Genomic DNA, 25791 nt, shown 5'->3' with positions numbered 1-25791 from the left:
GCGGGAGGCACAAGCTAGGAAAGAACTCCCTCATCCTTTGAGAATTTAAGCCGTGCTAGCGGCCGCCCTCTCAATCTCAATGACGGTGATCATCACACTATTCAGGAGTATTCAGACGACACTTACCGGTTGAACGCGATTTTATAGAGCAAAAGTTTTCTTCTATTTGTCATCAGCCAAGCCAGAAGTGCGCCTGTCATAGAGACGACGACGAAGTAGGACTTGGAATAAGGCGCCAGCAACCAGAGATGTGCCGTTACGGGCATCATAAGAGTACCGACAAATAGACGCAGCATAACCGAAACTGGCCCCAGCCGTCGCCCTCGACCAAATAATCGTCCCAAAACAGGAAGAATTAAAAGCCAGAAGGTCGTCCACCAGACAATTGCTATAGCCGTCGAGGGCCAGCGCTGAATGGCTCCTGCGAACTCGGCGCTTGCAGTTTCCGCGATCGTTGCCTTGCGCTGAATGAACCCCCTCTCCTCCATCTCATATTCTGGGTATTCAATCGGCCGACCATCCTCTTCGATGACACCCACATTTCGCCATAAGCTTGGTTTCGTCTCATAAATCATGCGCGGAAGCTCGTCATAGACAACGCATGTCCGTTGGTGACCGACACTTCTACATAAAAGAGTCAGCGCCACCGACAGCGGAGAGGCAGCGAGCAAGGTACCATGCTGATCGATCACCACTGCACGCATCGGATCTGCGAAAAAGATACCGTCGCCGTTCAATAGTTTTAGGGAAACGCTTTCTCGACCATCGACCGATATGGTATCGACGGCCGTATAGTATGGCGAATGAGCTTGCGCGGAATGCACTCGCGCCACTACAAACAGGCTTAGAGCAAGCAACATCGCTTTTTTCATTTAAATCCGGTCATTCGCTGCAGGGCACCGAGCCCTCCCCGAGGGCTGTCGCAAAAACCATGTCACAACGAAAAAGATGGTGGGATGGAAAACGTTGGCATGAGCGAGACCCAGCTTTCATCTGGGAGCGATCATACGTCCGCCTCGGGGCAAATGCATAGCTGACGTCGAGTCGCCAACTTACGTCGAAAACCCCAAACCCCTCCTCACCGGTTGCCAGGTGTCAACGCGCCTTCCCCCCTCACGCCCCGCTCGCCAGCTTCACCGCGATGGCGGCCATGACGAGCGCGATCACGCCGTCGAGCACGCGCCAGGCGGCGGGTCTGGCGAAGATCGGGCGGAGCCAGCGGGCGCCGTAGCCGAGCGAGACGAAGAAGGCGAAGGAGGCCGTCGTCGCGCCCGCCGCGAAGGAGGCCTCCCCGCCCGGAAACTGCGTGGAGATCGTGCCGAGCAGCACGACCGTGTCGAGATAGACATGCGGGTTCAGCCAGGTCAGCGCGAGGGCGGTGAGGAGCGTGCGCGACAGCGGCGCCGGCTCGAGCGCGGCCGCTTCCAGCGCGCCTTGCGAGCGCAGGGCCGAGAGAAGGCTGCGCAGCGCGTACCAGCCGAGGAAGGCCGCGCCCGCCAGCCGCATGACCGGATCGAGCCAGGGCAGGACGGCGGCGATGGCGCTAAAGCTCGTGACGCCGAGCGCGATCAGCACGGCGTCCGACAGCGCGCAGGCGAGGACGACCGCCAGGACATGCTCGCCGCGCAGGCCCTGCCGCAGCACGAAGGCATTCTGCGCCCCGATCGCCACGATGAGGCCGAGCCCCATCGTGAAGCCCGTCGCATAGACCGATAGTTCCATGACCGTTTTCCCGAGCGTTCCGAACCCCGCCGGCCCTTCCGCTACCCCGCCCTTCGGCATAAGGGGAGTTAAACCGTCTTACGCGGATGAAGCGGAGCTAATGCGATGATCGACTATCCCGCCCTTCGCGCCCTCGCCTCCGTCGTTCGCACGGGGAGTTTCGAGAAGGCGGCAAGCCGTCTGGGCGTCACGCCTTCCGCCGTGTCCCAGCGCGTCAAGCAGCTGGAGGAGCGGCTCGGCACGGTTCTCGTCGCGCGCGGCCAGCCCTGCACGGCGACCGAGGCCGGCGAATGGCTCTGCCGCCATGCCGAACAGGTGGGGCTTCTGGAGGAGGCGCTCTTCCGCCATCTGCCGGCTCTCGGCGAAGGGGCGGGGGCCGGTCGCGTAACGGTCCCGATCGCGACGAGCGCGGACAGTCTCGGCACCTGGTTCCTGCCTGCCATCGCGCCGTTTCTGGCGAGGTCCGACCTTCTTCTCGACATCGCCGTGGACGACCAGGACCACACGGCGGACTGGCTGCGGCGCGGCCAGGTGCTCGCCGCCGTCACCGGCCTCGGCCGCCCCGTCCAGGGCTGCCGCACCGTCGCGCTCGGCGCGCTGCGCTATCGCGCGACAGCGAGCCCCGCCTTCGCGGCCCGCCATTTCACCGGCGGCGTCACGCCGGAGGCCCTCGCCCGCGCGCCGACGCTCACCTACAATCAGAAGGACCTGCTCCAGACCCGCTGGATCGAGCGCACCTTCGGCATGTCGATCGCCGCGCCGACCCATTGGCTGCCCTCCACGCAAGGCTTCGTCGAAGCCTGCCGGCTCGGCCTCGGCTGGGCGCTGAACCCGGTCGCCCTCGCCGATCCGCTGATCGCTTCGGGCGCGCTCGTGGAGCTTGTGCCGGATAGCGGTGTAGACGTGCCGCTCTATTGGCAGGTCAACCGCCTCGCCGCGGACCGGCTGGAGGGCCTGACGCGCGGCATCGTCTCGGCCGCGCGGGACAGCCTCGTCCCGGCATAGCGCCCCGCGCATGAACTTGTGCGCCATCCGGATCGACGCTTATCCTGCGTCAGATGGCATGGCGGGGAGAGGCTCGATGGCGCTCCTGTATTCCTCGCTAAGTTCGAAGGATCACCCGGAAACGATCCTCTCCTATGGAGGGACGTATCAATCGATATCTTCGCCGATATCGATCCGATTTCCGTCGGGGTCCGCAAGCACGAAAGCTCGCTGGCCGTAGGTCTTGTCCACGAGGGATTTGATGATCCTCACCCCTTCGGCCTCGCAAACGGCATAAGTCGCGTCAACATCATCGACGAACATGTGCATGACGTTCACCGTCGAAGCCTTGTGGTCAAGCTTCTGGCTCAAGTGGATTTCAGCCCGATCCTTCTGCAAAACCATGAAGCCGACAGGATTGCCGTTTTCGAAGATCTTCCTGAATCCCAGCACGCGTGAATAGAAGTCGTGCGCAGCATGAATGTCTCTGACGCAAATTCCCGGTGCGACGCGCCCAAATACAACCGCGGCAATAGCAGAGTTCGCCAACGTCTCTTCCTTTCGAGGGCAGAGGCGGCGGTGCGCATGCCTATGACGGAGCGGTGTCCAGGATCGATTTCTTGAACTCACCTTCCAATGGTGTCAACGGCAACCAACAACGATGATCGGCGCTAAGCCGACACGCAGCAGATCGACTGTTCCGGTATCGGCGTTTCTCAAGACGACGCCCTAACGCCGAAATTGCGTCCGTCGCCGAGCTCTTTATCCGCATCGACAAGCCGAGCGCCGAGACAAGACGACTCCTCACCCCACACCCCCTCACGCCAGCGCCCGCAGCATCGGCTCCACGCGGAACTGCCCCTTGGCGGCCCGGGCCGTGAGGCTGCGCAGGTAGCCGCCGGGGGAGGCGATGCGGTCGGAGCGTTGGAGCATGGCGGCGATGACGGTGGCAGCCTGGATCTCGCCCATGGCCTCGCAGGCGCGGTGCCAGGCGTCGGGCGAGATGCCGAGGAAGCCGCGGACGAGATGGGCGACGGTGACGAAGGATCTCCAGTCCCGCATCGGCTGGAGGGCGTAGGCCGTGATGTCCGGGCAGAGCGACAGGACGGTGGCAAGATCGAAGCTCATCCCCCGCACCTCCGGCGCCCGTTCCGGAACCGCTTCCGCCTCCGGCGTTTCCGCTTCGCCTTCCCCGCTCCAGCGGCTCACCGCGTTTCCTTCTGCTTTTGCTCCTGGCTTGGAATCAATAGGGAGGTCTGGCTTTGAATTCTGATAGTGGCGCTCAGAACGATCGTCATTGGCGCTCATTTCTTGGTCCGTCATGGCATCGAGATAGGCGGTCTCGACCTCCGCCCGCAGCCGCACGAGGTCGGCCTCCATCGCCTCGAGCGCGTCGATCGGCGCGCGCGCGGTGCGCTGGAGCGTGAGGGCGGCGAGACGCGCGGCATAGGCCATCCAGTCGCCCGGACGCGCTTCGACGAGCGCGGCCTCGACGACCTTGCGGATGTCGCGGCGATGCAGCGAGAGGGCGGCGCGCAGGCGCCGGGCGATGCGATCCTCGCGGCGCGCGATCTCGGCGGCCTCGAAAATGTCGCCGGCGCGAAAGGCGAGCGCGGAGAGATCGAAGCCGAAGGCCTCCTCGCCCCCCTCCCCGCTCTCGTCGCGGCGGCGATAGCGCTTGCCGTTGGGGCTGTCGCGGCGGAGCAGCAGGCCGGCCTGGATCAGCGCCGCGATGTGACGGCGCAGCGTCGCGGGCGCCATGCCCCGCGTGCGCAGCGACAGCTCGCGATTGGACGGGAAGACGATGATGGGCTGCGCGCCGTCGATCGCCTTGCCCGGCTGGAAGGAGAGCAGCGCCTCCAGCACCGAGATCGTGCGATCGGACACCCCGAAGCGCTCGCGCGCCTCCGACAGGGCGCGCAGGAGCTGCCATTTGTCGGCGACGCGGCCGTCGTCGTTGCCGCCCCCTCCCCCACCATTGGTCCCATCGGTTTCGCGGGCGCGCGCGATCGCGCTCTGGCGCTCGCGAAGGCGAATTTCGGCCGTCATCACGGCAGCCGAAATCGGCCTCGCGCCAAAGGGCGAGCTCCATTGTGCTCCAAGCATGGTTCACACTCGAACCCGAAGGCAAAGCAAAGCCGTTGCCCGAACGCGCCGGACTCTTGACAGAGACGACCGGAGATGATTCTTTCAGATTGCTACATCGAGAAAGAGGCTTCCGGGCGGTGACGTTCTGGGGGCCTTTTTTTTGTCCTCGATTCCGTTCCTTTCCTGGTTCGTTGCGGGTCTTTCGGCCCCGATGCCCCCTCGAGAAGCATCTTGCGCTTCATGGGAGGCGGCCGGGGCCGTGTTCGGGAAGCGTCAGCCGCTCTCGTCCGGTCCCTCGCGCGCGGCGCGATAGGCCGCGTGGAGCGCGGGAAGTTCGGCGGCGACGTAATCGGCGAAGTCGCGCTCGCCGAACTCGATGGCGGTGCCGCGACGCGTGCGCTTGATCTGCGCCAGACGCTCGCCGCCGGGAAGCGACAGCGCCTCGGTCTCGGCCCTGCCCGAAGGCTTGGCGGTCATGCGCGAGAGCATCAGCGTGAAGCGCTCGTCCGAGGAGGCTTTGCGAAACCGCTCCAGCCCCATCTCGTCCTGCGCCTTCACCTGGTTCGCCTCGCTCGCCTGAAGCTGCTCGGCCAGATCCATCCAGCGCGGACGGCCCGCGCGGGGCGCGGGGCCGATGGCCTGGGCGATGTGGAGCGGGATCATCTCGGCCACCTGCAGAAGCCGCGTCATCTCCGCCTTGTGCAGGCCGAGCGCGGCCTGGGCGACGCGCCGCTCGAAGCCGCGCTCCACCATGGCGCGGCAGAAGAGCGCGCGCTCGATGAAGGAGAGGTCGCGGCGCTCGGAATTCTCCTTGCCCTGCGCCAGAACCAGCGCCTCGTCGGTGAGGCTGCGCACGACGGCGCGGACCTTCAGGCCGAGCGCGCGGGTCGCAGCGATGCGCCGGTGGCCGTAGGCCGCCTGGAAATAGCCGGCCTTGGCCTTGGCGGCGTCGGGATGGGGCCGCACGAGGACCGGCACCTCCTGCCCGCCCTCCGCGATCGAGGCCTTCAGCGCCTCGAAGCTCTCGTCGCCCTCCCCCGCCGGGCTCAGGCGATCGGCGAGAAAGGCCGGCTCGATCAGAGCGGGGTCGAGCTCCACGACATGCTCGCCGCGGGCGAGATTCTCGCGGAGGGCCTTGGCCTCCTCCGCGCCGCTGCGCAGGCTGCCGAGCGCAAGGCCCATGGCCCGCACGGCGCCCGAGGTCGCGCGCTCGGGCGCCGGTGCCTTCGCCGGCGTTGCCGAGGGCTCCGCGACGCCCTCGGCCGCTTTCGGATCTTCGACCTTCGGCGCCTCGCCGGCCGGAGCCTCCGGCACGGCGCCGCCCATCAGCAGCGCGCGCAGCTCGTCCTTGCGCTTGCTCATGTCCGCCCTCCCCGTCTGCATCCCGTCATCTCGTCGATGCGAGGAGAATGACGCGGTTCACCCGTCCGGGGATAAGTCGACATCCTGCGGCTCGAAGCCGTTCCGGCCGCGCCGCTCATGCCGCGCGCCCCCAGGCGTCCAGCATCAGCGCTTCGATCTCGTCGTTGACAGCTGTCAACGCCTCCATGGCGCGGTCGTAGGTCAGGCGCGAGAAGTTCTCGCGGCCGACCTCGTAGAGCGTCTGCTTGGTCAGGCCGGCATCGGAGACGGCCGTCGATTTCAGCATGGGGTTGGTGAGAACGCGGGAGCCGAACTGCGTGCGCAGGAACCCCGCGATCTGCGCTTGCGGCCCGTCATGCGGCTCGTAGCGCGTCACGAGATAGCGCAGGAAATCGAAGTTCAGCGTGCCGCCGGCATCGCGCACCACGCCGAGAAGATCGGAGGTCATGAAGAGGAACTGGCTCATCGAGGCGACGTCGAGCATCTGAGGATGCACGGTCACGAGAACGGAAGTGGCCGCGCACAGAGCGCCGAGGGTCAGGAAGCCGAGCTGCGGCGGGCAGTCGAGCACCACCACGTCGTAGCGATCGGCGACGGAGGCGATCGCCTCCTGCACCCGCGCGAAGAAGGGCATGCCGTCGGCATCCTCCGCCCCCGCCAGATGGCGCGGCGTCGCGTGCTCGAACTCCTGAAGCTCCAGATTGCCGGGCACGAGATCGAGCCCGTCGAAATAGGTGGGCTTGATGATGTCGCTCATCGCGACCCGCGTCTCGTCGTAGCGGATGGCGCCGTAGAGCGTGTCGTTGCCGTGGAGATCGAGTTCGGGCTGATAGCCGAGCAGCGCGGAGAAGGAGGCCTGCGGATCGAGATCGATGCCGAGCGTGCGATAGCCCTTCAGCGCCAGATGCTGGCTGAGATGGGTGGCCGTCGTCGTCTTGCCGGAGCCGCCCTTGAAATTGGTGACGGCGATGACCTGCAGGTGCTCGCCCGCCGCCTCGTCCCGCCATTTCAAATATTGCCGCGCCTTGGGGCTGCCCGGCTCGTGCTGGGCGGCGAGGAAGCGGCGGAGCGCGTTGATATCGGCGAGCGTGTAGGAGCGCCGGCCCGCCGCATTGGTCTCGGGCTGCGGCCCTTCGCCGGAAATGGAGAGCTGGCGCAGATAGCCGTCGGAGACGCCGATCAGCTTGGCCGCCTCGCCCGAGGTGAAGGAGCGCAGCGTCTTGAAGGCCGAGGGCGGAAAGAGCCGCTGGCGCATGGCGGAGAGCTGGCTCGACAGGAGCCGTGCGTCCTCCGCGATCTGCTGGTCGGCCGGGAGCTTCTCGCTCGCCGCACCGGCCTTGCCCGTTTTGTCAGCCTTCAAAGCCACGTCCTCGTCTGTTCCGTGCGAGCATGCCGTCCGCCAGACCGAGTCGGCGCCGAAAACCGGCTTACCATCGCGGACTTGCGCTTGGCTCACGCGGTTACGGCACTCTTCGCTCCCACGCTGCATATGCGTAAATAAAGCGTTGCGGGCGAATCTGATTCGAGTCAAGCGGGCGGATGACTCTAGGAAAGCTCGCCGCCGGAGTTGACAGCTGTCAACTCGACGGCGCTTCGAGCCCGACTCGGGGAGCGCGGCGCGCAGCGCCCTTCCGGTTGCGGGTGATGCGATGATAAGAGGCGGCATGGCTTTTCGCTTCGTCCACACCGCCGATCTCCATCTCGATTCGCCCCTGCGCTCGCTCTCGCTGCGAAATCCGGATCTGGCCGCGCTCGTCGGCAACGCCACCCGCGCGGCCTTCACGGCGATCATCGACCTCTGCCTCGACGAGCGGGTCGATGCGCTCCTGATCGCCGGCGATCTCTACGACGGCGACCAGACCTCGATGAAGACCGCGCGGTTTCTGGCCGAGGAAATGGGGCGCCTCGCCGAGGCCGGCATTCTCGTCTTCAAGATCCGCGGCAATCACGACGCGCTGTCGCGCATCACCAAGCAGCTCGTCCTGCCCGATACGGTCACGGTCTTCGGCGACAAGCCGGGGCGCCGGACGATTCCGCGGCCGGGCGTCGATATCGCGATCCACGGCATTTCCTTCGCCAAGCCGCAGGCGCCCGAAAGCCTCCTCTCCCGCTTCGAGCCGCCCGTGCCGGGCGCGGTGAACATCGGCCTTCTCCACACCAGCCTCGGCGGCGCGCCGGGCCACGACGTCTATGCGCCCTGCAGCCCCGCCGATCTCCACGCGACCGGCTTTCGCTATTGGGGCCTCGGCCACATCCACCAGCGCTCCCAGCACGACGGCGCCGCGACCATCGTCATGCCCGGCATCCCGCAGGGGCGCGACATCAACGAGGCCGGGCCGAAAAGCGTCTCGCTCGTCACGGTGGCCGACGACGGCGCGATCACCGTCGAGGAGCGCCGCACCAGCATCGCCGAATTCGGGCGGATCGAGGTCGATCTCTCCGGCGCCGTCACCTGGGAAAGCGCGATCGGCGCGATCGAGGCCGAACTCGCCGCGGCCCGCGCAGTGGCGGGCTCGCCCCATCTCGTCGCGCGGCTGCGGCTCGTCGGCGAGACCCCGCTCGCCTTCCGCCTGCGCCGCGATGCCGATCTCCTCCAGACGGAGGCCGCCCTTCGCGGCGAGCGGATCGGCGGGGTCTGGATCGAGAAGATCGCGATCGAGGCGCAGGATGCGGGCGGACGGGACATCCGGCCGAGCGGCGATCCGGTTCTGGAGCTCGGCCAGCTCATGCGCGGGGAGATCGCCAGGAGCCACGGCGTGCGTGAGGAGGTCGTTCGCATCGCGCGCGAGATGCTGGACGAGCTGCCGCAGGAGGCGCGCGGGATCGGCGGGGACGACGAGGCGGCTTTCGCGGCTTTCGTCGATACGCTGATCGAGGAGGGCACCGACGAGATCCTCGCCCGGCTCGTGGCCGGCGGGGCGGAGGCCGCCTGATGCGCCTTCGCCGCCTCGACCTCACCCGCTACGGCAAGTTCACCGGCGCCACGCTCGATTTCGGCGTGAAGCCGGAGGGCGCACCCGATCTCCACATCGTTTACGGCCTCAACGAAGCCGGCAAGTCGACGGCGCTCTCGGCGACGCTCGACCTTCTCTTCGGCATCGAACATGCCTCGCGCTACAATTTCCTCCATCCCTATCCGACGATGGAGGTCGGCGCGGCGATCGAGGTCGACGGCGCGAGCCACGAGCTGATCCGCCTGAAGCGCGGCTCGGGCCAGCCGACGCTGTTTCATCCCGACCAGAGGCAGGCGAGCGAAGCGCTTCTCGTCGGCGCCCTGTCCGGGCTCGGTCGCGACGCCTATCGCACCATGTTCTCGCTCGACGACGAGACGCTGGAAAACGGCGGCAATGCCATTCTTCAGAGCCGGGGCGATCTCGGCGAACTCCTGTTCTCGGCGAGCGCCGGCCTTGCCGAGATCGGGGCGACGCTGGCGAAGACCGCCGGCGAAGCCGACGCGATCCACAAGAAACGGTCCAAATCCTCCGAAATGGCGGGGCTGAAGCAGCGCCTCGCCGAGCTAAAGCTGCGGCGCGAGACGCTGGACACGGCGGCCTCCGCCTATGCCGCGCTCGCCCAGACCGCCGATCGCGCGAGCAAGGCCTACGAGGCCGGCATGGCCGAGCGCGGCGAGAACAAGGTGGCGCTCGACCGCGCCGCGCGGCTCCTGAAGGCCGCTCCCGACGCCGACCGCTATCGCGCGACGCTGGAGGAGTTGGCCGCCTACGAAGGCCTGCCGCGCGCGCCGGAGGCCTGGGGTCGCGAGCTGCCGGCTTTGCGCGATGCCGAGACGCGGATCGCGGCGCTGGTCGAGACCGCGCGGGAGAGGGCGGCGCATCTGTCGGCCGAGATCGACCGGCTCGCGCCGGACGAGGCGATCCTTGCCGTCGGCGACGAGATCCGGGCGCTGCGCGAGGCGATGAGCCGCTATGCCACGGCCGAGGAGGATCTGCCGCGCCGGCGCATCCAGCTGGCCGAGCGGGACGCGGGCCTTGCCGGCATTCTGGAGCGGCTGGGGCAGGGGGGCCACGAGACCCCCGCCGCGCTGATCCTGCCCGCCACCGTGACGGGGCTCCTGCGCGAGCTGATCGAGGCGCGCTCGGGCGTCGAGGCGCGGCTGCGCACGGCGGAGGAGGAGCTGGCGCGGGCGAGCGAGGCTTTCGAGGCGGCCGAGCGCGAGGCCGAGCGGCCGGACGCGGGCGAAGCCGCGGAGGGCGTTCGGACCGATGGGGACGAGCGGACCCTGCGCCGGCTCGCCGAGGTCCTGCGCCTCGTGCGCGCCAGCGACGCGCCCGTTCGGCTGAAGCTCGCGGGCCGCGAGCGGCCGCAGGTGCAGCGCCGGCTGGCCGAGGCGATGACGGCGCTCGGCGCCTTCGAGGGCGATGCAAAGGCCCTCGCCGCGCTCGTGCCGCCCGATGCCAAGCGCGTCGAGGCCTGGCGCGCGAGCCTGGCCGATCTCGAACGGCGCGGCCTGCGCCATCGCGAGCGGCGGCAGGAACAGGCGGCTGAGGCCGCCGCGGCGGGCGCCCGGCTGGAGACGATCCGCCGCGCGGCGGGCGCGATCGACGATGCCGAAGCACTGCGCCTGCGCGAGGCGCGCGCGGCGGCCTGGGCGCGGCATAGGACGCGGCTCGACGCGGAGAGCGCGGAGGCCTTCGAGGCGGCGCTGGCGGCGGACGACCGCATCGTCGAGGCGCGCGTCTTGCGCGCGCAGGATCTCGCCGATCTCCGGCAATACGGCGCGGCGCTCGGCGTCGCGGAGGCCGGCCTCTCCAGCGAGGACGCGGCCCTCGCAGCGATCGAAGCGGAAACGGCGCGTCTGAGGGCCGAGATCACCGATGCCGTGCCGGCCCATCTCGCGCCGCGCGGCGAGGGCCGCCTCGGCGGAGCGCTCGACCGGATCGAGGCCTTCGCCCTCCGGCGCGCGGAAGCGCTCGCGGCCGCTGCGGCGCTTGCCGATCTCGATGCCAAGGAAGCGGACGCGCGCTGCGAGGCGGAGGCCGAGCGCGAGGCGCTGACCGAGGCCTACCGGCGCGCCGGCGCGCTCACAGAGCCCCTGGCGGGGGAGGGCGCATTTTCGATCGCGGACCTCGCCTCGATGGCGGAGGATCTTATCGAGCGCTGCCGCCTGCAAGGCTCCGAACGGGCCGCCGCGCAGAAGGTGCTGGCCGAGCGCGAGGCGCAGCTCCAGCGCCGCCGCCAGTCGCGGCACGAGGCGGTGGAGGCGCTGAAGCGCTGGCAGGCGGACTGGACGGAGGCGCTCGGCCGGAGCTGGATCGACCGGCAGGCCGGCGTCGGCGCGGTGCGCGAAGTGCTGGAAACGCTGGCCGCCCTTTCGCCGGCCCTTCGCGAGCGCGACGAGATGCGCCACCGCGTGGAGACGATGGTCGCCGATCAGGACGCGCTGTCCGATGAGCTCGCCCGGCTGGTTCGCCACCTGGGGGAGGGGGCGGGCGACGCCGCGCCGCCGCGCATCCTCCACGATCTCGGCGCCCGGCTGGACGAGGCCGAGCGCATCCGGGCGCTGGCGGGAGACCGAACGATCGCCTTGGAAGCCGAGACGGCCAAGATGGCGGCGCTCGGCGAGGAGCTGCGCATCGCCGCCGCGCGCAAGACGGAAATGACGCTCCTCTTCGGCGTCGAGACGCTGGCCGAGGTCGGCGAGGCGCTGGAGCGCGTCGCCGAGCGGGCCCGGGCGGAAAAGCGGCTGGCCGAACTCGGCCGGTCCCTGGCCGCCGACCTTCGCACCGCGACCGCCGAAGAGGCGCTCGCCGCGCTCGCCGCCGAGGATCTCGCGCAGGCCGAACGGCTGGCGGGCGAGCTGGAGGCGCGGCAGGACGATCTCGACGCGCGCCTGCGCGAGCTCTTCGCGGAGAAGACCAAAGCCGCCGACGCGCTGGCGGCCATCGGCGGGGGCGACGAGGTCGCGCGCATCCAGACGGAGCGGCAGACCGTGCTCATCGAGATGGAGGAGGCGGCGCGCCGCAATCTCAGATTGCGGGCGGGCGCGCTCGTGGCGGAGGAGGCGCTGCGCACCTTCCGCGACCGCCATCGCTCCACCATGATGGGCCGCGCCTCGCAGGCCTTCGCCGCCATGACGCGCGGCGACTATACCGGCCTTTCCGCCCGGCCGGAAAAGGACCGCGAGACGCTGATCGGCCTGTCGCGCGAGGGCGGGTCGAAGCTCGCCACCGATATGTCGAAGGGCACGCGCTTCCAGCTCTATCTGGCGCTGCGCCTCGCCGGCTACGAGGAGTTCGCGCGCGCGCGGCGGCCCGTTCCGTTCCTTGCCGACGACATCATGGAGACCTTCGACGAGCCGCGCTCGGAGGAGGTGCTGCGGCTTCTCTCCGGCATGGCCGGGATCGGGCAGGTCGTCTATTTCACCCATCACCGCCATCTCTGCGACATCGCCGAAGCGGTCGAGCCGGGCGTTCGCATTCACCGGCTGTAGGCGGCTCAATAACTGGGGGGCTTGCGGATGTCCCTCGGCATTTTTTAACCTTCCGCTCATCGGCGTACGTTAGCGTACGGCTCTGAACAGAAACCGGGACCGATATGCTCGACGTCGAAAATCTCGGTGTGCCCGGCTTCATGCTCGACGTCTCCCGTGACGGCGTGATCCGCTTCAGCGCGCTCAGCCGGGTGCACGAGCGTCTCACCGGACTTCGCGCGGCCGAGATGGTCGGCAAGACGCCGGCCGAGTGTCTGCCGCCGCCTGTGGCGGAGCTGGTCGAGGCGCAGTATCGGCGATGCGCCGAGAGCGCGGAGCTTCACGAATACGAGGAAGAGCTGGAACTGCCTTCCGGCGTGTTCTGGTGGCGAACGTCGCTCCTGCCGATCTTCGACGAGAGCGACGGCCGCGTCCGCGCCATCTTCGGCCTCGGCATCGACATCACCGCGCGCAAGCTGGCCGAGCAGGAACTGCGCTCGGCCGCCTATATCGACGTTCTGACGGGCGTGGCGAACCGGCGCCGCTTCGAGCGCGACCTCGGCCACGCCATCGCCATCGCCACCGAGACGGGCCGCTCCTTCTCCATCATCCTCGCCGACGTCGACCGCTTCAAGACCGTGAACGACAGCCATGGCCATGCCGCGGGAGACGCGGTGCTGAGGGAGGTCGCGTCAAGGTTGAAAGGCGGCATCCGCGCCTTCGACAAGGTCGCGCGGATCGGCGGCGACGAGTTCGTGGCCATTCTCTCGGCCTCGACCGAAAGCGCGGTTTCGGCCGCGCTCGGCCGCATCCGCAAGCGCATGCGCAATCCCTTCCGCGCCGCCGACATCGATCTCGACGTCGGCGTCAGCTTCGGCGCGGCGCTCTGGGTTCCCGGCATGACGGCGCTCGACCTCACCAAGGCCGCCGATCTCAAGATGTACCGGGAAAAGAAGCGCCTGTCGGACGCGGCCTGACGCGCAAGCCCGGCAGGGGCTCGGCGATCCGTCGCGAGCGCTCAGGCCGAGCGGCGGAGCATCAGTTCGGATTTGAGGAGGATGCGCTCCTTTAAGGGGCCCGCTGCCGTGCTGCCGGCGCTGATGCCCGGGCGGGGCTCGGCGGCGAGCGCCTCGCCGAGCTTCTGCAGGAGAAGCTCCGTCGCGAGGCGGCCGATCTCGTTGTAGTTCTGCGCGACCGTGGTCAGCGGCGGGCAGGCATATTGCGAGAGCGGGTGGTCGTCGTGGCCGGCGACGCGCAGGTCGCAATCGGCGCCATGCCCGACCTTCAGGCCGCGCTGATAGGCGGCGGCGATGACGCCGAAGGCGATGCGGTCGTTGCCGCAGAGAATGGTGCGCGAGGGGAGGGCGCCCGGCCGCTCGAAGAGGCGCGCGGCCTCCTCGAAGGCGAAGCGCTCGAAATCCCAGGTCCAGACCGAGGGCAGCGGCAGGACCTTCGGCTCGGCGCCCAGCCCCTCCATCGCGCCGAGATAGATGCCGAGCCGCGTGCGGGCATTGGTGTTGACGTCGGGCATGCCGAGATAGGCGGGCGGCTCGCCGGAGCGGCAGAGATAGTCGATGATGAGGCCGAAGCTCTGGCGATGGTCCGTGCCGACGAAGGCGACGCCGTCGTTCGGCGGGGAATCCACGTAGACGAGCGGAATGCTGCGGTTGAACTGTTCGAGCTGGGAGGGGCGGGCGAGAAGGCCGAGCGGCGCGATGATGGCGCCCGCGACGTTCATCGACTGGAAGGTGCGGATGGCCCGCTCCTCGCGCTCCGGCTGCCCGTCGGAGGAGAGCACGAAGGCGAGAAAGCCGGCCTCCGCCGCCACGATCTCGATGCGCCGCGTCAGCGCCATGTAGAACGGATCGGCCGAGTTCGGGATGATGATCCCGATGATGTTGGAGCGGCGGCGGTTGAGATTGACCGCGAAGATGTTGGGCTGGAAGCCGGACTTCTTCAAAGCTTCCTCGATCGTGTCGCGCGTGCGCTTGCGAACCGAGCTCGGGTCGTTGAAATACTTGGAGACGGTGGGGCGCGACAGGCCGACGAACTCCGAGAACTCCTCCATCGTCCGTATCGTCTTGGCCACGATCATTCACTCCCGTCGGGGCGATGCGCCCCTGGTCGATCGCACGCGGCCGGAACGACCCGCCATCTCGTCCAGCCCATACGGTAGCCGGCTTACGAAGCGGCGGGCCCTCCCGTCAATCCGCCACGTACTGCACTTTCATCGTCGCGGGATCGCCCGGCTTCTTCAGGAAGAAGGGCAGCATCTCGGAGAGGGGCAGGCGGTGCGAGATGAGGCGCGCCATCGGACCCGTGTCGCGCGACAGGATATCCAGCGCCTGCGGAATGTTGCGGTTCAGCGAGTGGGAGCCGACGAGCTTCAGCTGGCGGCGGAAGATCTCGAAGGGCGAGAGCTGCACGCGCGCATCGGGCGCGGCGACGCCGAAGACGAGCGCCGTGCCGCCGTCGGCGACGAGCGGGATCATGCCCTCCACGACGGCCGGAATGCCCGTCGCCTCCGCCACGAGGTCGAACCCCTTGCGCCGTCCCGCTAGATCGTCGGAGCCGGACACCGCCGCGCCGAGCCCGAGGCTCTCGGCGAAGGCGAGGCGGCTCTCGTTGAGGTCGGCGACGACGACCTCCGCAACCCCGTGCGACTTCAAGGACAGCGCCAGGAGCAGGCCGATCGGCCCGGCGCCGAAGACGAGCGCGGTTCCCGGCAGCGGCGCGCCGGCGCCGAGCCCGGCGCTGGTGAGACCGTTGAGAACGCAGGCCAGCGGTTCGGCGAGGGCAGCAACGGGATAGGCGAGATCGCCGATCGGATGGCAATGGTCGGCGGCCACCAGGCTCGCCTCGGCGAAACCGCCATTGGTGGAGACGCCGTAGGCACCCAGCGTCTCGCAGAGATTGGTGAGGCCCCGCGCGCAGGACCGGCAGGTGCCGCAGGGCAGGTTCGGATCGACGGCCACGCGGTCGCCGATCTTCAGCCGCGTCACGCCCTCGCCGATCGCCTCGACCTCGCCGGCATATTCATGGCCGGGCGTGACCGGAAAGCGGCCGGCGCCATAGCGCGCGTGCAGCACGTCGATATCGGTGTGGCAGAGGCCGGCCGCCTTGACGCGCAGGAGCACATGGCCGGGGGCCGGGGGCGGCAGATCGAGCGCGCCCAGCTCGGCGCGGCCTTTTTCGACGAAACGGATCGCCTGCATCAGACTTGCTTTCCTATCGAAGGCGCGCGGGCGCCGGACTGCTGGACATGCGGGGCGAGCGGCCCGCCGCCCGAAGGATCGGGCCGCTCTTGGAACGTAAGAAACCGTAGCCCTTCGAAGGGCCTGACGGCTTCAGCTCATCCAGTTTCCGCCGTCGACATTGTAGGTCTGGGCGAGAATGTAGTCGCTGTCGGCGGAGGCGAGGAAGACCGCGAGGCCCTTCAGGTCGTCGGGCTTGCCGAAGCGGCCGGCCGGAACGGTCTTGGCGACGGCGGCGCGCTTCTCGCCGGGCTGGAGGCCCTCCCACTTGGCGAAGGCGGCGTCGACCACGTCCCACATCTCGCTGTCGATCACGCCGGGCGAGATGCCGTTGACCTGGATATTGTGCTTGGCGAGCGCCAGCGCCGCCGACTGCGTGGCCGAGATGATGGCGGCCTTGGAGGCGCAGTAGAGCGCGACGAGCGACTCGCCGCGACGGCCCGCCTGGCTCGCCATGTTGATGATCTTGCCGCCGCGGCCGCGCGCGATCATGCCGTTGGCGACCGCCTTCATGGTGAAGAGCGAGCCCTTGAGGTTCACGTCGAAGACGCGGTCGTAGCTCTCCTCGGTAATGTCGGTGATCGGCGCCATTTCGAAGATGCCGGCATTGTTGACGAGAATGTCGATGCCGCCATGGGCAGCATTGATCTCGGCGACGACGCGCTCGATGTCCGCGATGTCGGTGACGTCGAGGCGCACGGCGGAGGCGGCGGAGCCGAGAGCTGCGGCCGAGGCGGTGGCGCGATCGAGGTTGATGTCGGCGATGACGACCTTGGCGCCCTCGGCGACGAAGGCCTCGGCGAAGCCGTAGCCGATGCCGCGGGCACCGCCGGTGATCAGGGCGACCTTATCCTTCAGTCTCATCGCGGGCACTCCTTCGTCTGGGCGCACGGGGTCGTCGACCGCCGGGGCGCGTCTCTCGTCTGTTTCGGTCTGTCGGGTCGGTTCCGCGGGGCATCGCGGACGGCTCGCGGTCGGGCGGTATCGGCGCCGCGCAGCGACGCTCGAACGGTTCTTCGCGGGCGGGACGCATCCCGCCGGCAGGTCCGGGGACCGGAAGGGGAGGGGGCCCGGCCGACCCTGGCCGGCCGGACCCTGCTGGCTAGCCTTCCGGCTTACTTCGGATAGCCCGCGCGCATCATGTCGCGCTCGACCTGGGACTGGGCGGCCTCGAGGGCGGCGTCCGCGGTCTGCTGGCCCGCAAGCGCGGCGCCGATCTGCTGCCCGACCACGGTTCCGATCGACTGGAACTCGGGGATCGCCACGAACTGGACGCCCGTATAGGGCACCGGGTCCTTGGTGGGCTTGGACGGATCGGCCGACATGATGGCGTCGAGCACGGTTGCGGCGAAAGGCGCGGCCTTCTGGTACTCGGGCAGCGCGTAGGTGGACTTGCGCGTGCCCGGGGGCAGGGCGACCCAGCCTTGCGTCTCGCCGACGAGCTTGACGTACTCCTTCGACGTCGCCCATTTCAGGAACGACTTCGCCGCTTCCGCCTTCTGCGAGGTCGCCGGGATGGCGAGGCTCCAGGACCAGGACCAGCTCGACCCGTTCGGCGTCACCTGGGTGGGCGCGCGGGCGAAGCCGACCTTGTCGGCGACCTGGCTCTCCTTCGGATCGAAGACGCGGCCGGCGGCCGAGGTCGCGTCGATCCACATGGCGCAATGGCCGGTGGAGAAGAGCGACTGGTTCTCGTTGAAGCCGTTGGCCGTCGCGCCGGGAGGACCGTTCTCGGTCATCAGCTTGACGTAGTCGCCGATGGCGGCCTTCCAGGCGTCGGAGGTGAGCTGCGGCTTCCAGTCCATGTCGAACCACTGGCCGCCATAGGTGTTCACCATGGTGCCGAGGAAGGCCATGTTCTCGCCCCAGCCCGGCTTGCCGCGCAGGCAGATGCCGTATTGCTGCTTGGACTTGTCGGTGAGCTTGGCCGCGTATTCCTTGATCTGGTCGTAGGTCGGGTTCTCCGGCATGGTGAGGCCGGCCGCCTCGAAGAGATCCTTGCGGTAGAGCGTGAACGAGCTCTCCGAATAGAAGGGCACCGCGTAGAGCTTGCCGTCGACGGTCAGGCCCGCCTTGATGGGCTCCAGAAGATCGGCATAGTCGTAGTCGTCGCCGAGATCGTCGACGGGCATGAGCCAGCCGGACTTGCCCCAGATCGGGGTCTCGTAGGCGCCGATCGTCATGATGTCGAACTGGCCGCCCTTGGTGGCGACGTCGGTCGTGACGCGCTCGCGCAGGACGTTCTCTTCCAGAACGATCCAGTTGATCTTGTTGCCGGTTTCCTTTTCCCAGGCCGGCGAGAGCTTCTGCATGGTGATCATGTCGCCGTTGTTCACGGTGGCGACCGTGATCTCTTCGGCCTGTGCCATGCCGGCCAGAAGGCCGAGGCCGACGATCGACGCCGACAGTTTGGACATCAGATGTTTCATGGGAAATCCGCCTCCTCCAACGGACACTCACGCACAAAGCTACATGCGTAAAGTTTTTATCGGCCGATCGCGGTCGGCCTGTCAAGTCGGTGTTTTCATCACAGCAACCGACTGACCCGTAAATCGAACTTATCGCCATGTTCGGATTGACGTTTCCGATAATTCGTCATTGCAATGCACAAATTACCATGCTGCGGCGCGTCATTCGCACCAAAGTTTCTGTTGTTGACGCACGTAAAGAACCGTGCTGATCTGCGGGCAAGACAGGGCGGCCGGAGGGTGCCCGAAGGAGGAGAGTCGCACGGGGACGATACCGGGCGGCCGAAGCAGGCGAGGGGGAGGGGACGGATGGCGCCGAGGAGAGGAATCGCGCCGGAAGCTCTGGGGCCGACGATCACCGTCGGCGAGATTCTGGTGGAGATCATGGCGACGACGGTCGGGGAGGGGTTCCTCGGCCCCCAGCCGCTCGTCGGCCCGTTCGCGAGCGGCGCTCCCGCGATCTTCATCGACCAGGTCGCCAGGACCGGCGGCGCGGCGGGCATCGTGGCGGCGGTCGGCGACGACGATTTCGGCCGGCTGAACGTCACGCGCCTCGCCCGCGACGGCGTCGACGTCTCGGCCATATCAGTCATTCCCGGCAAGCCGACGGGCAGCGCCTTCGTGCGCTACCGCGCCGACGGCAGCCGCGACTTCGTCTTCAACCTCGTCCATTCCGCCGCCGGCGACACGGCGATGACCGCCGAGGCCGAAGCCCTGATCGCCCGCGCGGGCCATGTCCATGTCATGGGCTCGGCCTTCGGCATCGCAGGGATCGGCGAGATTCTCCTCGCCGCCGTGTCCAGCGTGAAGGCGCGGGGCGGCTCGGTCTCCTTCGACCCAAACATCCGCAAGGAGCTCGCGGGCGGGGAGACGCGAAAGCGCATCGACGAGATGCTCGCCGTCGCCGACCTTCTCCTGCCGTCCGGCGAGGAGCTCTTCGTGGCATCCGGCAAAACCGACGAGGCGGAGGCGGTCGAAGCCCTGCTCGCCCTCGGCATTTCCGAGGTCGTGCTGAAGCGCGGCGCTCAGGGCTCCAGCCATTTCAGCCGCGAGGCCGGCCGCATCGACGCGCCCGCCTACAAGGTGGACGAGATCGATCCGACCGGGGCGGGGGACTGTTTCGGCGCGACCTATCTCACCTGCCGCCGGCTGGGGCACCGGCCGGACCAGGCGCTCGCCTATGCAAATGCGGCCGGGGCGCGCAACGTGACGCGGCAGGGGCCGATGGAAGGCGTCTCGACGCTTGCCGAACTCGACGCCTTCATCGCAGCCGACGCAGACCGAAAGATCCTGGCATGAGCGACATCCTGACCGGCCTTGCGAAGGCCCGCCGCGCGGGCGCCCCGACCGGCATCACCTCCGTCTGTTCGGCCCATCCGACCGTCATCCGCGCCGCGCTCCGCCGCGCGGCGCGCGACGGCGGCCCCGTCCTCATCGAGGCCACCTGCAACCAGGTGAACCACGAGGGCGGCTATACCGGCATGAAGCCGGCCGATTTCGTGCGCTTCGTCGAGGGCATCGCGGACGAGGAGGGCCTGGCGCGCGACCACATCCTCTTCGGCGGCGACCATCTCGGCCCCAATCCCTGGCGCAAGGAACCCGCGGAGATCGCGCTGGAAAAGGCGGCGGCCATGGTCGAGGCCTATGTGACGGCGGGCTTTTCCAAGATCCATCTCGACGCCTCGATGGGCTGCGCCGGCGAGCCCGCCGCGCTCGACGACCGCACCGTTGCGAACCGGGCGGCCAAGCTAGCCGCGGTCGCGGAAGCCGCGGCGAAGGCGGCGGGCCGTCCCGCGCCCCACTATATTCTCGGCACCGAGGTGCCGGTGCCCGGCGGCGCCGACCATGTGCTCGACACGGTGGAGCCGACGGCGCCGGGCGCCGCGCGCGCCACGATCGCCGTGCATCGCGAGGTCTTCACGGCCGCAGGCCTCGACGAGGCCTTCGACCGCGTCACCGCCTTCGTCGTGCAGCCCGGCGTGGAGTTCGGCTCCGACAACGTCATCGCCTACGATCCGCCCCGCGCGGCCGATCTCAGCGCCCTGCTCGGCGAAGAGCCGGACCTCGTCTTCGAGGCCCATTCCACCGACTATCAGAGCGAGGAGGCGCTGGCCGCCCTCGTTCGGGACGGCTATCCGATCCTGAAGGTCGGGCCGGGCCTCACCTTCGCCTATCGCGAGGCGCTCTACGGGCTCGACCTCGTCGCCAGCGACCTCGTGCCCGGCTACGGGACGCGCCCGCTCGCCGCGGCGATGGAAGCGCTGATGAGCGCCGAGCCCGCGGACTGGCAGGGCCATTATCACGGAAGCGAAGAGGCCCTGCGGCTGCAGCGCCATTTCAGCTATAGCGACCGCATCCGCTACTACTGGAACCGCCCGGAGGCCGAGGCGGCGGTGGCGCGCCTCCTCTCCGCGCTCGACGGGATCGCGATACCCGAAACGCTGCTGCGGCAATATGTCGGGGGAGTTCCCCTCTCCCGCATCGCATCCGCCTCGGCAGCCGATATTCTCGTGGCGGCCGTGGACGAGGTGCTCGGCACCTATTTTCGCGCGACGCATCCGCCGGCTGCCTGACACGGCGGCCGCACGCGGCGGCTCCTTGAGGAGGGAGCCGGTTCACCAACACTCGAAGGGAGGAACAGGAGCATGGCGACAAAACAGACGCGAGGTTTGTCACGCCTGATGATGGCGCCCTCGGTGGGGCTGCTTCTCGTCTGGATGATCGTGCCGCTGGCGATGACGCTGTGGTTCTCCTTCCAGAACTACAACCTGCTCAATCCCGCCAGCGTCGGCTTCGCCGGCTTCCTGAACTACCGCTTCTTCTACACCGACCCCGCCTTCTTCCAGTCGCTCTGGAACACGCTGGCCATCGTCGGCGGCGTCCTCCTCATCACGATCATCGGCGGCATCGCCATCGCGCTTCTGGTCGACCAGGACATCTGGGGCCAGGGGATCGTGCGCATCATGATCATCTCGCCCTTCTTCGTGATGCCGCCGGTGGCCGCGCTCGTCTGGAAGAACATGATCATGCATCCGAGCTACGGCGTTCTCGCCGACGGCTCGCGGTTTCTCGGGCTTCAGCCGGTCGACTGGTTCGCGCAATATCCGCTCTTCTCGATCATCATCATCGTCGCGTGGCAGTGGCTGCCCTTCTCCGCGCTGATCCTCCTCACCGCCCTGCAGTCGCTGGACGGCGAGCAGAAGGAAGCCGCCGAGATGGACGGCGCGGGCTTCCTCGCCCGCTTCCGCTACCTGACGCTGCCGCACATGGCGCGCGCCATCACCATGGTCATCCTGATCCAGACCATCTTCCTGCTCGGCGTCTATGCCGAGATCCTGGTGACGACCAATGGCGGGCCGGGCTACGCCTCGACCAATCTCGCCTTCCTGATCTACCGCACCGCGCTCCTCGGCTACGATGTCGGCGGCGCCTCCGCCGGCGGCATCATCGCCGTCATCCTCGCCAATGTCGTCGCCTTCTTCCTGATGCGCGCCGTCGGCAAGAACCTCGATCGCTGAAGGAGGCGAGAACCATGGCCAGAGCCGTTTCCACCCGCCGCAAGGTCGCCTTCACCATCGCCGCCTGGGCCGTCGCGCTCCTCCTCTTCTTCCCGATCCTCTATACGATCATCACCTCGATGAAGACGGAGGTCGAGGCGATCGGCGGCTTCAACCTCATCCCGTCCTTCACCTTCGAGAACTATGTCGAGGTTCAGACGCAGCGCGACTACTGGAAGCCCTTCACCAATTCGGTGATCCTGTCGCTTCTCTCCACCTTCCTGGCGCTGCTCGTCGCGGTGCCGGCGGCCTGGGCCATGGCCTTCTCGCCGACCAAGCGCACGAAGGACGTGCTCATGTGGATGCTCTCGACGAAGATGATGCCCTCCGTCGCGGTGCTCGTGCCGATCTATCTCCTCTTCCGCGACTTCGGCCTTCTCGACTCGCGGATCGGCCTCACCGTCATGCTGACGCTGATCAACCTGCCGATCGTCGTCTGGATGCTCTACACCTACTTCCGCGAGATTCCGGGCGAGATCCTGGAGGCCGCGCGCATGGACGGCGCCACGCTCTGGGGCGAAATCTGGCATGTGCTGACGCCGATGGCGCTCCCGGGCATCGCCTCGACCATGCTTCTCAACATCATCCTCGCCTGGAACGAGTCCTTCTGGACGATCCGCCTGACCACGACGAACGCCGCGCCGCTCACCGCCTTCATCGCCTCCTTCTCGAGCCCGCAGGGTCTCTTCTGGGCGAAGCTCTCGGCGGCCTCCACGCTTGCCATCGCGCCCATCCTCATCATGGGCTGGTTCAGCCAGAAGCAGCTCGTGCGCGGGTTGACCTTCGGCGCCGTGAAATAAGAACAAGAAGGGAAAAGAACGACATGGGCACGATCCAGCTCCGCCAGGTCTCCAAATCCTTCGGCGCCTCGCACGTCATCCCCGGCATCGACCTCTCCATCGAGGACGGCGAGTTCGTCGTCTTCGTCGGCCCGTCCGGCTGCGGAAAGTCGACGCTGCTCCGCCTCATCGCGGGCCTCGAGGACACGACGAGCGGCACCATCGCCATCGACGGGCGCGACGTCACGGGCGAAGCGCCCGCCCGGCGCGGCCTCGCCATGGTCTTCCAGTCCTACGCGCTCTATCCGCATATGAGCGTCTACGACAACATCGCCTTCCCGCTGAAGATGGCCAAGCTCGACAAGGCCGTCATCGAGAAGAAGGTTCAGGACGCCGCGCGCATCCTCAACCTTGCGCCCTATCTGGAGCGCAAGCCCGGCCAGCTCTCCGGCGGCCAGCGCCAGCGCGTCGCGATCGGCCGCGCCATCGTGCGCGCGCCCTCCGCCTTCCTCTTCGACGAGCCGCTCTCCAATCTCGACGCCGCGCTGCGCGGCACGATGCGGCTCGAGATCTCCGAGCTCCACCAGCAGCTCGGCACGACCATGATCTACGTGACGCACGACCAGGTGGAGGCCATGACCATGGCCGACAAGATCGTCGTGCTGCAGGCCGGGCGCATCGAGCAGGTCGGCTCGCCGATGGACCTCTACAACCGGCCGGACAATCTCTTCGTCGCGCAGTTCATCGGCAGCCCCCGCATGAACATCGCGACGGGCGCCGCCGCCGCCAAATGGAACGCCCACACGGTCGGCATCCGTCCGGAACACCTGAAGGTCTCGACGACCGAGGGCGTCTGGAAGGGGACGGTCGGCGTGACCGAGCATCTGGGCTCCGACACGTTCCTGCACGTTCAGACCGAGGGCATCGGCGCCGTGACGCTGCGCGCGGACGGCGACACGAAGCTCCGCCACGGCGACACGGTCTATCTCACCCCCGACGAGCAGCGGCTGCACCGCTTCGACGCCGAGGGACGCGCGATCCGCTGATCGCGGCGGCCTGAAAAGCGCCCTTGCGGCGAACGGGATCGATCGGTTTTCGCCGGTCGATCCCAGTTTCACTCGACGATTCATGACGATAGAGCGTTCCATCGCGGCCTGTCGGACGCGCGGCGCTCCGGCTCCAGACGAGGACGACCCATGACGACGCCTCTTTCGCTCGCGACGCTCTCCGAAATTTCCAGGACGGCTTCGGTCCCGGCCTACGACCGGGCCGACCTCACCGCCGGAATCGTCCATTTCGGCATCGGCAACTTCCACCGCGCCCATCAGGCCGTCTATCTCGACGCCCTCTTCAACGCCGGGAAGGACCGCGACTGGGCGATCGTCGGCGCCGGCGTCACCGCTCATGACGGCGCGATGCGCGACAAGCTGGCTTCGCAGGACTATCTGACGACCGTCGTCGAGCAAGATGTCGGCACGTCCAACGCCCGCATCACCGGCGCGATGATCGACATCCTCGATCCGACCGACCGCGCAGCCATCGCGAAGAAGCTCGCCGATCCCGCGATCCGCATCGTTTCCATGACGATCACCGAGGGCGGCTACTTCATCGATCCCGCGACCGGCGCCTTCGACCCCGCCCATCCCGCCATCGCCGCCGACGGCGCAAATCCCGACGATCCGAAGACGGTCTTCGGCCTCATCGCCAAGGGGTTGAAGCTCCGGCGGGAGGCGGGCATCCAACCCTTCACCGTCATGTCCTGCGACAACATTCCCGGCAACGGCCATGTCGCCGAGAACGCCGTCGCCGGCCTTGCCCGCCTCTCCGACCCCGCTTTCGCCGACTGGATCGGCGCGAACGTCGCCTTTCCCAACGGGATGGTCGACCGGATCACGCCCGCCACGAGCGAGCGCGAGATTCGCCATTGTGCCGACACGTTCGGCATTGCCGATGCCTGGCCCGTCTATTGCGAAGAGTTCAAGCAATGGGTCCTGGAGGACAAGTTTCCGGCGGGCCGCCCGGATTTCGCGAGCGTCGGCGTCGAGATCGTCGAGGACGTCGCGCCGTTCGAGCTGATGAAGATCCGCATCCTCAACGGGGGCCATGCGGCGATCGCCTATCCCGGCGAGCTCCTCGACATCCACTTCGTGCACGAGGCGATGGAGGACGAGACGATTCGCGCCTTCCTTCTGAAGCTGGAGCGCGAGGAGATCGTGCCCTGCGTGCCGCCCGTGCCGAACACGGATCTCGGCGACTACGTCGCTTTGATCGAACGGCGATTCGCCAACCCGAAGATCGGCGACACGATCTCGCGCCTTGCCCAGGACGGCTCGAATCGCCAGCCGAAGTTCATCCTCCCCTCGACGGCCGACCGCCTCGCGAAGGGCGAGGACGTCGAAGGCCTCGCCCTCGTCTCCGCGCTCTGGTGCCGCTATTTCGAAGGTGTTTCGGACAGCGGCCGGGAGATCGTTTTCAACGACGTGAACGCGGACCGTCTGCACGCGGCGGCTTTGCGCTCGCGCGACGAACCGCTGTCGTTTCTGGAGGAGCGCGACATATTCGGCACGGTCGCCGACAGCGCCGTTTTCCGGGATCGGTTCGTCGAAGCATTGACGTCGCTTCGCGATGTCGGGACGCGTTCGNGAGGAGCGCGACATATTCGGCACGGTCGCCGACAGCGCCGTTTTCCGGGATCGGTTCGTCGAAGCATTGACGTCGCTTCGCGATGTCGGGACGCGTTCGACGCTTTTGGCTTACGTGGGGTAGGAGCGGATCGACTGAACGATCTTGGAACAAGCAAAAGCCCCGGCGTGGCGAGCGTCCGGGGCTTTTTGATAACGGGGCTGGAGACGATCGCGGCAGGATTGCCGGCGGCCTGAACCTGTCCGATCGTTCGGGCTCACCAACGCTGCCCGCCTTGCCGACCCTGACGGCTCTCATCGCCATGTTCACTGACGTTTAGACGCACGAAAGCCCCGCGCTTTGTGGGCACGGGGCTTTGGGTATGTGGTGCTGGATTGTGATGTTGAGCGTGTGTGAAGAGAGCAACTTGCGATTTGCAGACCTGGCGGCGACCGACTTTCCCGCGTCTTGAGACGAAGTATCATAGGCGCTGGAGCGTTTCACGGCCGAGTTCGGGATGGGATC

General features: G+C 67.7%; 19 protein-coding genes, 1 rRNA gene and 1 pseudogene. 10 read left to right on the top strand and 11 right to left on the bottom strand.

What is annotated here, in order from left to right; translation table 11 throughout:
• Positions 1-122: 122 nt before the first annotated feature.
• Both ASG62_RS26155 and ASG62_RS02830 read right to left on the bottom strand, forming a co-directional pair.
• Positions 123-872: a hypothetical protein gene (locus ASG62_RS26155; protein ID WP_156381940.1), complete on the bottom strand. Its 750-nt coding sequence runs from the start codon at positions 870-872 to the stop codon at positions 123-125.
• A 241-nt stretch (positions 873-1113) separates the two neighbouring features.
• Positions 1114-1722: a LysE/ArgO family amino acid transporter gene (locus ASG62_RS02830; RefSeq protein ID WP_056697902.1), complete on the bottom strand. Its 609-nt coding sequence runs from the start codon at positions 1720-1722 to the stop codon at positions 1114-1116.
• Between the two features lie 105 nt (positions 1723-1827).
• On the opposite strand from ASG62_RS02830, the gene ASG62_RS02825 reads away from it, so the two are divergent.
• Positions 1828-2727 carry a LysR family transcriptional regulator ArgP gene (locus ASG62_RS02825; RefSeq protein ID WP_056697899.1) on the top strand — a complete coding sequence of 300 codons (900 nt, stop codon included), beginning with the start codon at positions 1828-1830 and terminating at the stop codon, positions 2725-2727.
• A gap of 147 nt (positions 2728-2874) precedes the next feature.
• On the opposite strand, the gene ASG62_RS02820 is transcribed toward ASG62_RS02825, so the two are convergent.
• From ASG62_RS02820 to repA, 4 genes are all read right to left on the bottom strand, one after another.
• Positions 2875-3255: a glyoxalase superfamily protein gene (locus ASG62_RS02820; protein WP_082537416.1), complete on the bottom strand. Its 381-nt coding sequence runs from the start codon at positions 3253-3255 to the stop codon at positions 2875-2877.
• A 270-nt stretch (positions 3256-3525) separates the two neighbouring features.
• Positions 3526-4812, bottom strand: a complete 1287-nt coding sequence (gene repC / locus ASG62_RS02815) for a plasmid replication protein RepC (RefSeq protein ID WP_082537415.1) — start codon at positions 4810-4812, stop codon at positions 3526-3528.
• A gap of 255 nt (positions 4813-5067) precedes the next feature.
• The gene (gene repB / locus ASG62_RS02810) at positions 5068-6156 is read right to left on the bottom strand and encodes a plasmid partitioning protein RepB (protein ID WP_056697893.1); all 1089 of its coding nucleotides are present in this window, start codon (positions 6154-6156) and stop codon (positions 5068-5070) included.
• A 115-nt stretch (positions 6157-6271) separates the two neighbouring features.
• Positions 6272-7516, bottom strand: a complete 1245-nt coding sequence (gene repA / locus ASG62_RS02805) for a plasmid partitioning protein RepA (protein ID WP_244487656.1) — start codon at positions 7514-7516, stop codon at positions 6272-6274.
• A 304-nt stretch (positions 7517-7820) separates the two neighbouring features.
• Between repA and ASG62_RS02800 the strand changes: the two genes are divergently transcribed.
• The 3 genes from ASG62_RS02800 to ASG62_RS02790 all read left to right on the top strand — a co-directional run bounded on the left by ASG62_RS02800 (position 7821) and on the right by ASG62_RS02790 (position 13563).
• Complete coding sequence (locus ASG62_RS02800) at positions 7821-9089, top strand: metallophosphoesterase family protein (protein ID WP_056697887.1); 1269 nt, start codon at positions 7821-7823, stop codon at positions 9087-9089.
• Positions 9089-12607 (top strand): AAA family ATPase, encoded by a 3519-nt coding sequence (locus tag ASG62_RS02795; protein WP_056697884.1) that lies wholly within the window; start codon positions 9089-9091, stop codon positions 12605-12607. The genes ASG62_RS02800 and ASG62_RS02795 overlap by 1 nt, the downstream gene beginning before the upstream one ends.
• 104 nt (positions 12608-12711) lie before the next feature.
• Entirely contained in the window at positions 12712-13563 is an 852-nt protein-coding gene (locus ASG62_RS02790) for a GGDEF domain-containing protein (RefSeq protein ID WP_056697881.1), read from the top strand.
• A 41-nt stretch (positions 13564-13604) separates the two neighbouring features.
• Here ASG62_RS02790 and ASG62_RS02785 read toward each other — a convergent pair whose 3' ends face one another.
• From ASG62_RS02785 to ASG62_RS02770, 4 genes are all read right to left on the bottom strand, one after another.
• The gene (locus ASG62_RS02785; protein ID WP_056698486.1) at positions 13605-14654 is read right to left on the bottom strand and encodes a LacI family DNA-binding transcriptional regulator; all 1050 of its coding nucleotides are present in this window, start codon (positions 14652-14654) and stop codon (positions 13605-13607) included.
• Between the two features lie 136 nt (positions 14655-14790).
• A complete protein-coding gene (locus ASG62_RS02780; RefSeq protein ID WP_056697877.1) occupies positions 14791-15801 on the bottom strand; it encodes a zinc-dependent alcohol dehydrogenase family protein in 1011 nt (336 codons plus the stop codon).
• Positions 15802-15933: 132 nt separating this feature from the next.
• Positions 15934-16704, bottom strand: coding sequence for an L-iditol 2-dehydrogenase (locus tag ASG62_RS02775; protein ID WP_056697875.1), 771 nt, complete (start codon positions 16702-16704; stop codon positions 15934-15936).
• Positions 16705-16955: 251 nt separating this feature from the next.
• The gene (locus ASG62_RS02770) at positions 16956-18269 is read right to left on the bottom strand and encodes an ABC transporter substrate-binding protein (protein ID WP_056697871.1); all 1314 of its coding nucleotides are present in this window, start codon (positions 18267-18269) and stop codon (positions 16956-16958) included.
• Between the two features lie 348 nt (positions 18270-18617).
• On the opposite strand from ASG62_RS02770, the gene ASG62_RS02765 reads away from it, so the two are divergent.
• From ASG62_RS02765 to ASG62_RS02740, 6 genes and pseudogenes are all read left to right on the top strand, one after another.
• Positions 18618-19607, top strand: coding sequence for a sugar kinase (locus ASG62_RS02765; RefSeq protein WP_056697867.1), 990 nt, complete (start codon positions 18618-18620; stop codon positions 19605-19607).
• Positions 19604-20881 carry a D-tagatose-bisphosphate aldolase, class II, non-catalytic subunit gene (locus ASG62_RS02760; protein ID WP_056697864.1) on the top strand — a complete coding sequence of 426 codons (1278 nt, stop codon included), beginning with the start codon at positions 19604-19606 and terminating at the stop codon, positions 20879-20881. The genes ASG62_RS02765 and ASG62_RS02760 overlap by 4 nt, the downstream gene beginning before the upstream one ends.
• Positions 20882-20953: 72 nt before the next feature.
• Positions 20954-21826, top strand: coding sequence for a carbohydrate ABC transporter permease (locus ASG62_RS02755; protein WP_056697860.1), 873 nt, complete (start codon positions 20954-20956; stop codon positions 21824-21826).
• A 14-nt stretch (positions 21827-21840) separates the two neighbouring features.
• The gene (locus tag ASG62_RS02750; RefSeq protein WP_056697858.1) at positions 21841-22665 is read left to right on the top strand and encodes a carbohydrate ABC transporter permease; all 825 of its coding nucleotides are present in this window, start codon (positions 21841-21843) and stop codon (positions 22663-22665) included.
• 23 nt (positions 22666-22688) lie between these two features.
• Positions 22689-23690 (top strand): ABC transporter ATP-binding protein, encoded by a 1002-nt coding sequence (locus tag ASG62_RS02745; RefSeq protein ID WP_056697855.1) that lies wholly within the window; start codon positions 22689-22691, stop codon positions 23688-23690.
• Between the two features lie 150 nt (positions 23691-23840).
• A pseudogene (locus ASG62_RS02740) lies at positions 23841-25286 on the top strand (mannitol dehydrogenase family protein); the annotation flags it as partial.
• Between the two features lie 420 nt (positions 25287-25706).
• Here the strand turns inward: ASG62_RS02740 and rrf are convergent.
• A 5S ribosomal RNA gene (rrf, locus tag ASG62_RS02735) occupies positions 25707-25791 on the bottom strand; the annotation flags it as partial.

This window comes from Aureimonas sp. Leaf427, from assembly GCF_001425485.1.
In the GTDB taxonomy this organism is placed as follows: domain Bacteria; phylum Pseudomonadota; class Alphaproteobacteria; order Rhizobiales; family Rhizobiaceae; genus Plantimonas.
The sequence above is the reverse complement of the archived record's forward strand: the minus strand, read 5'-3'. Positions and strand labels throughout refer to the sequence as shown.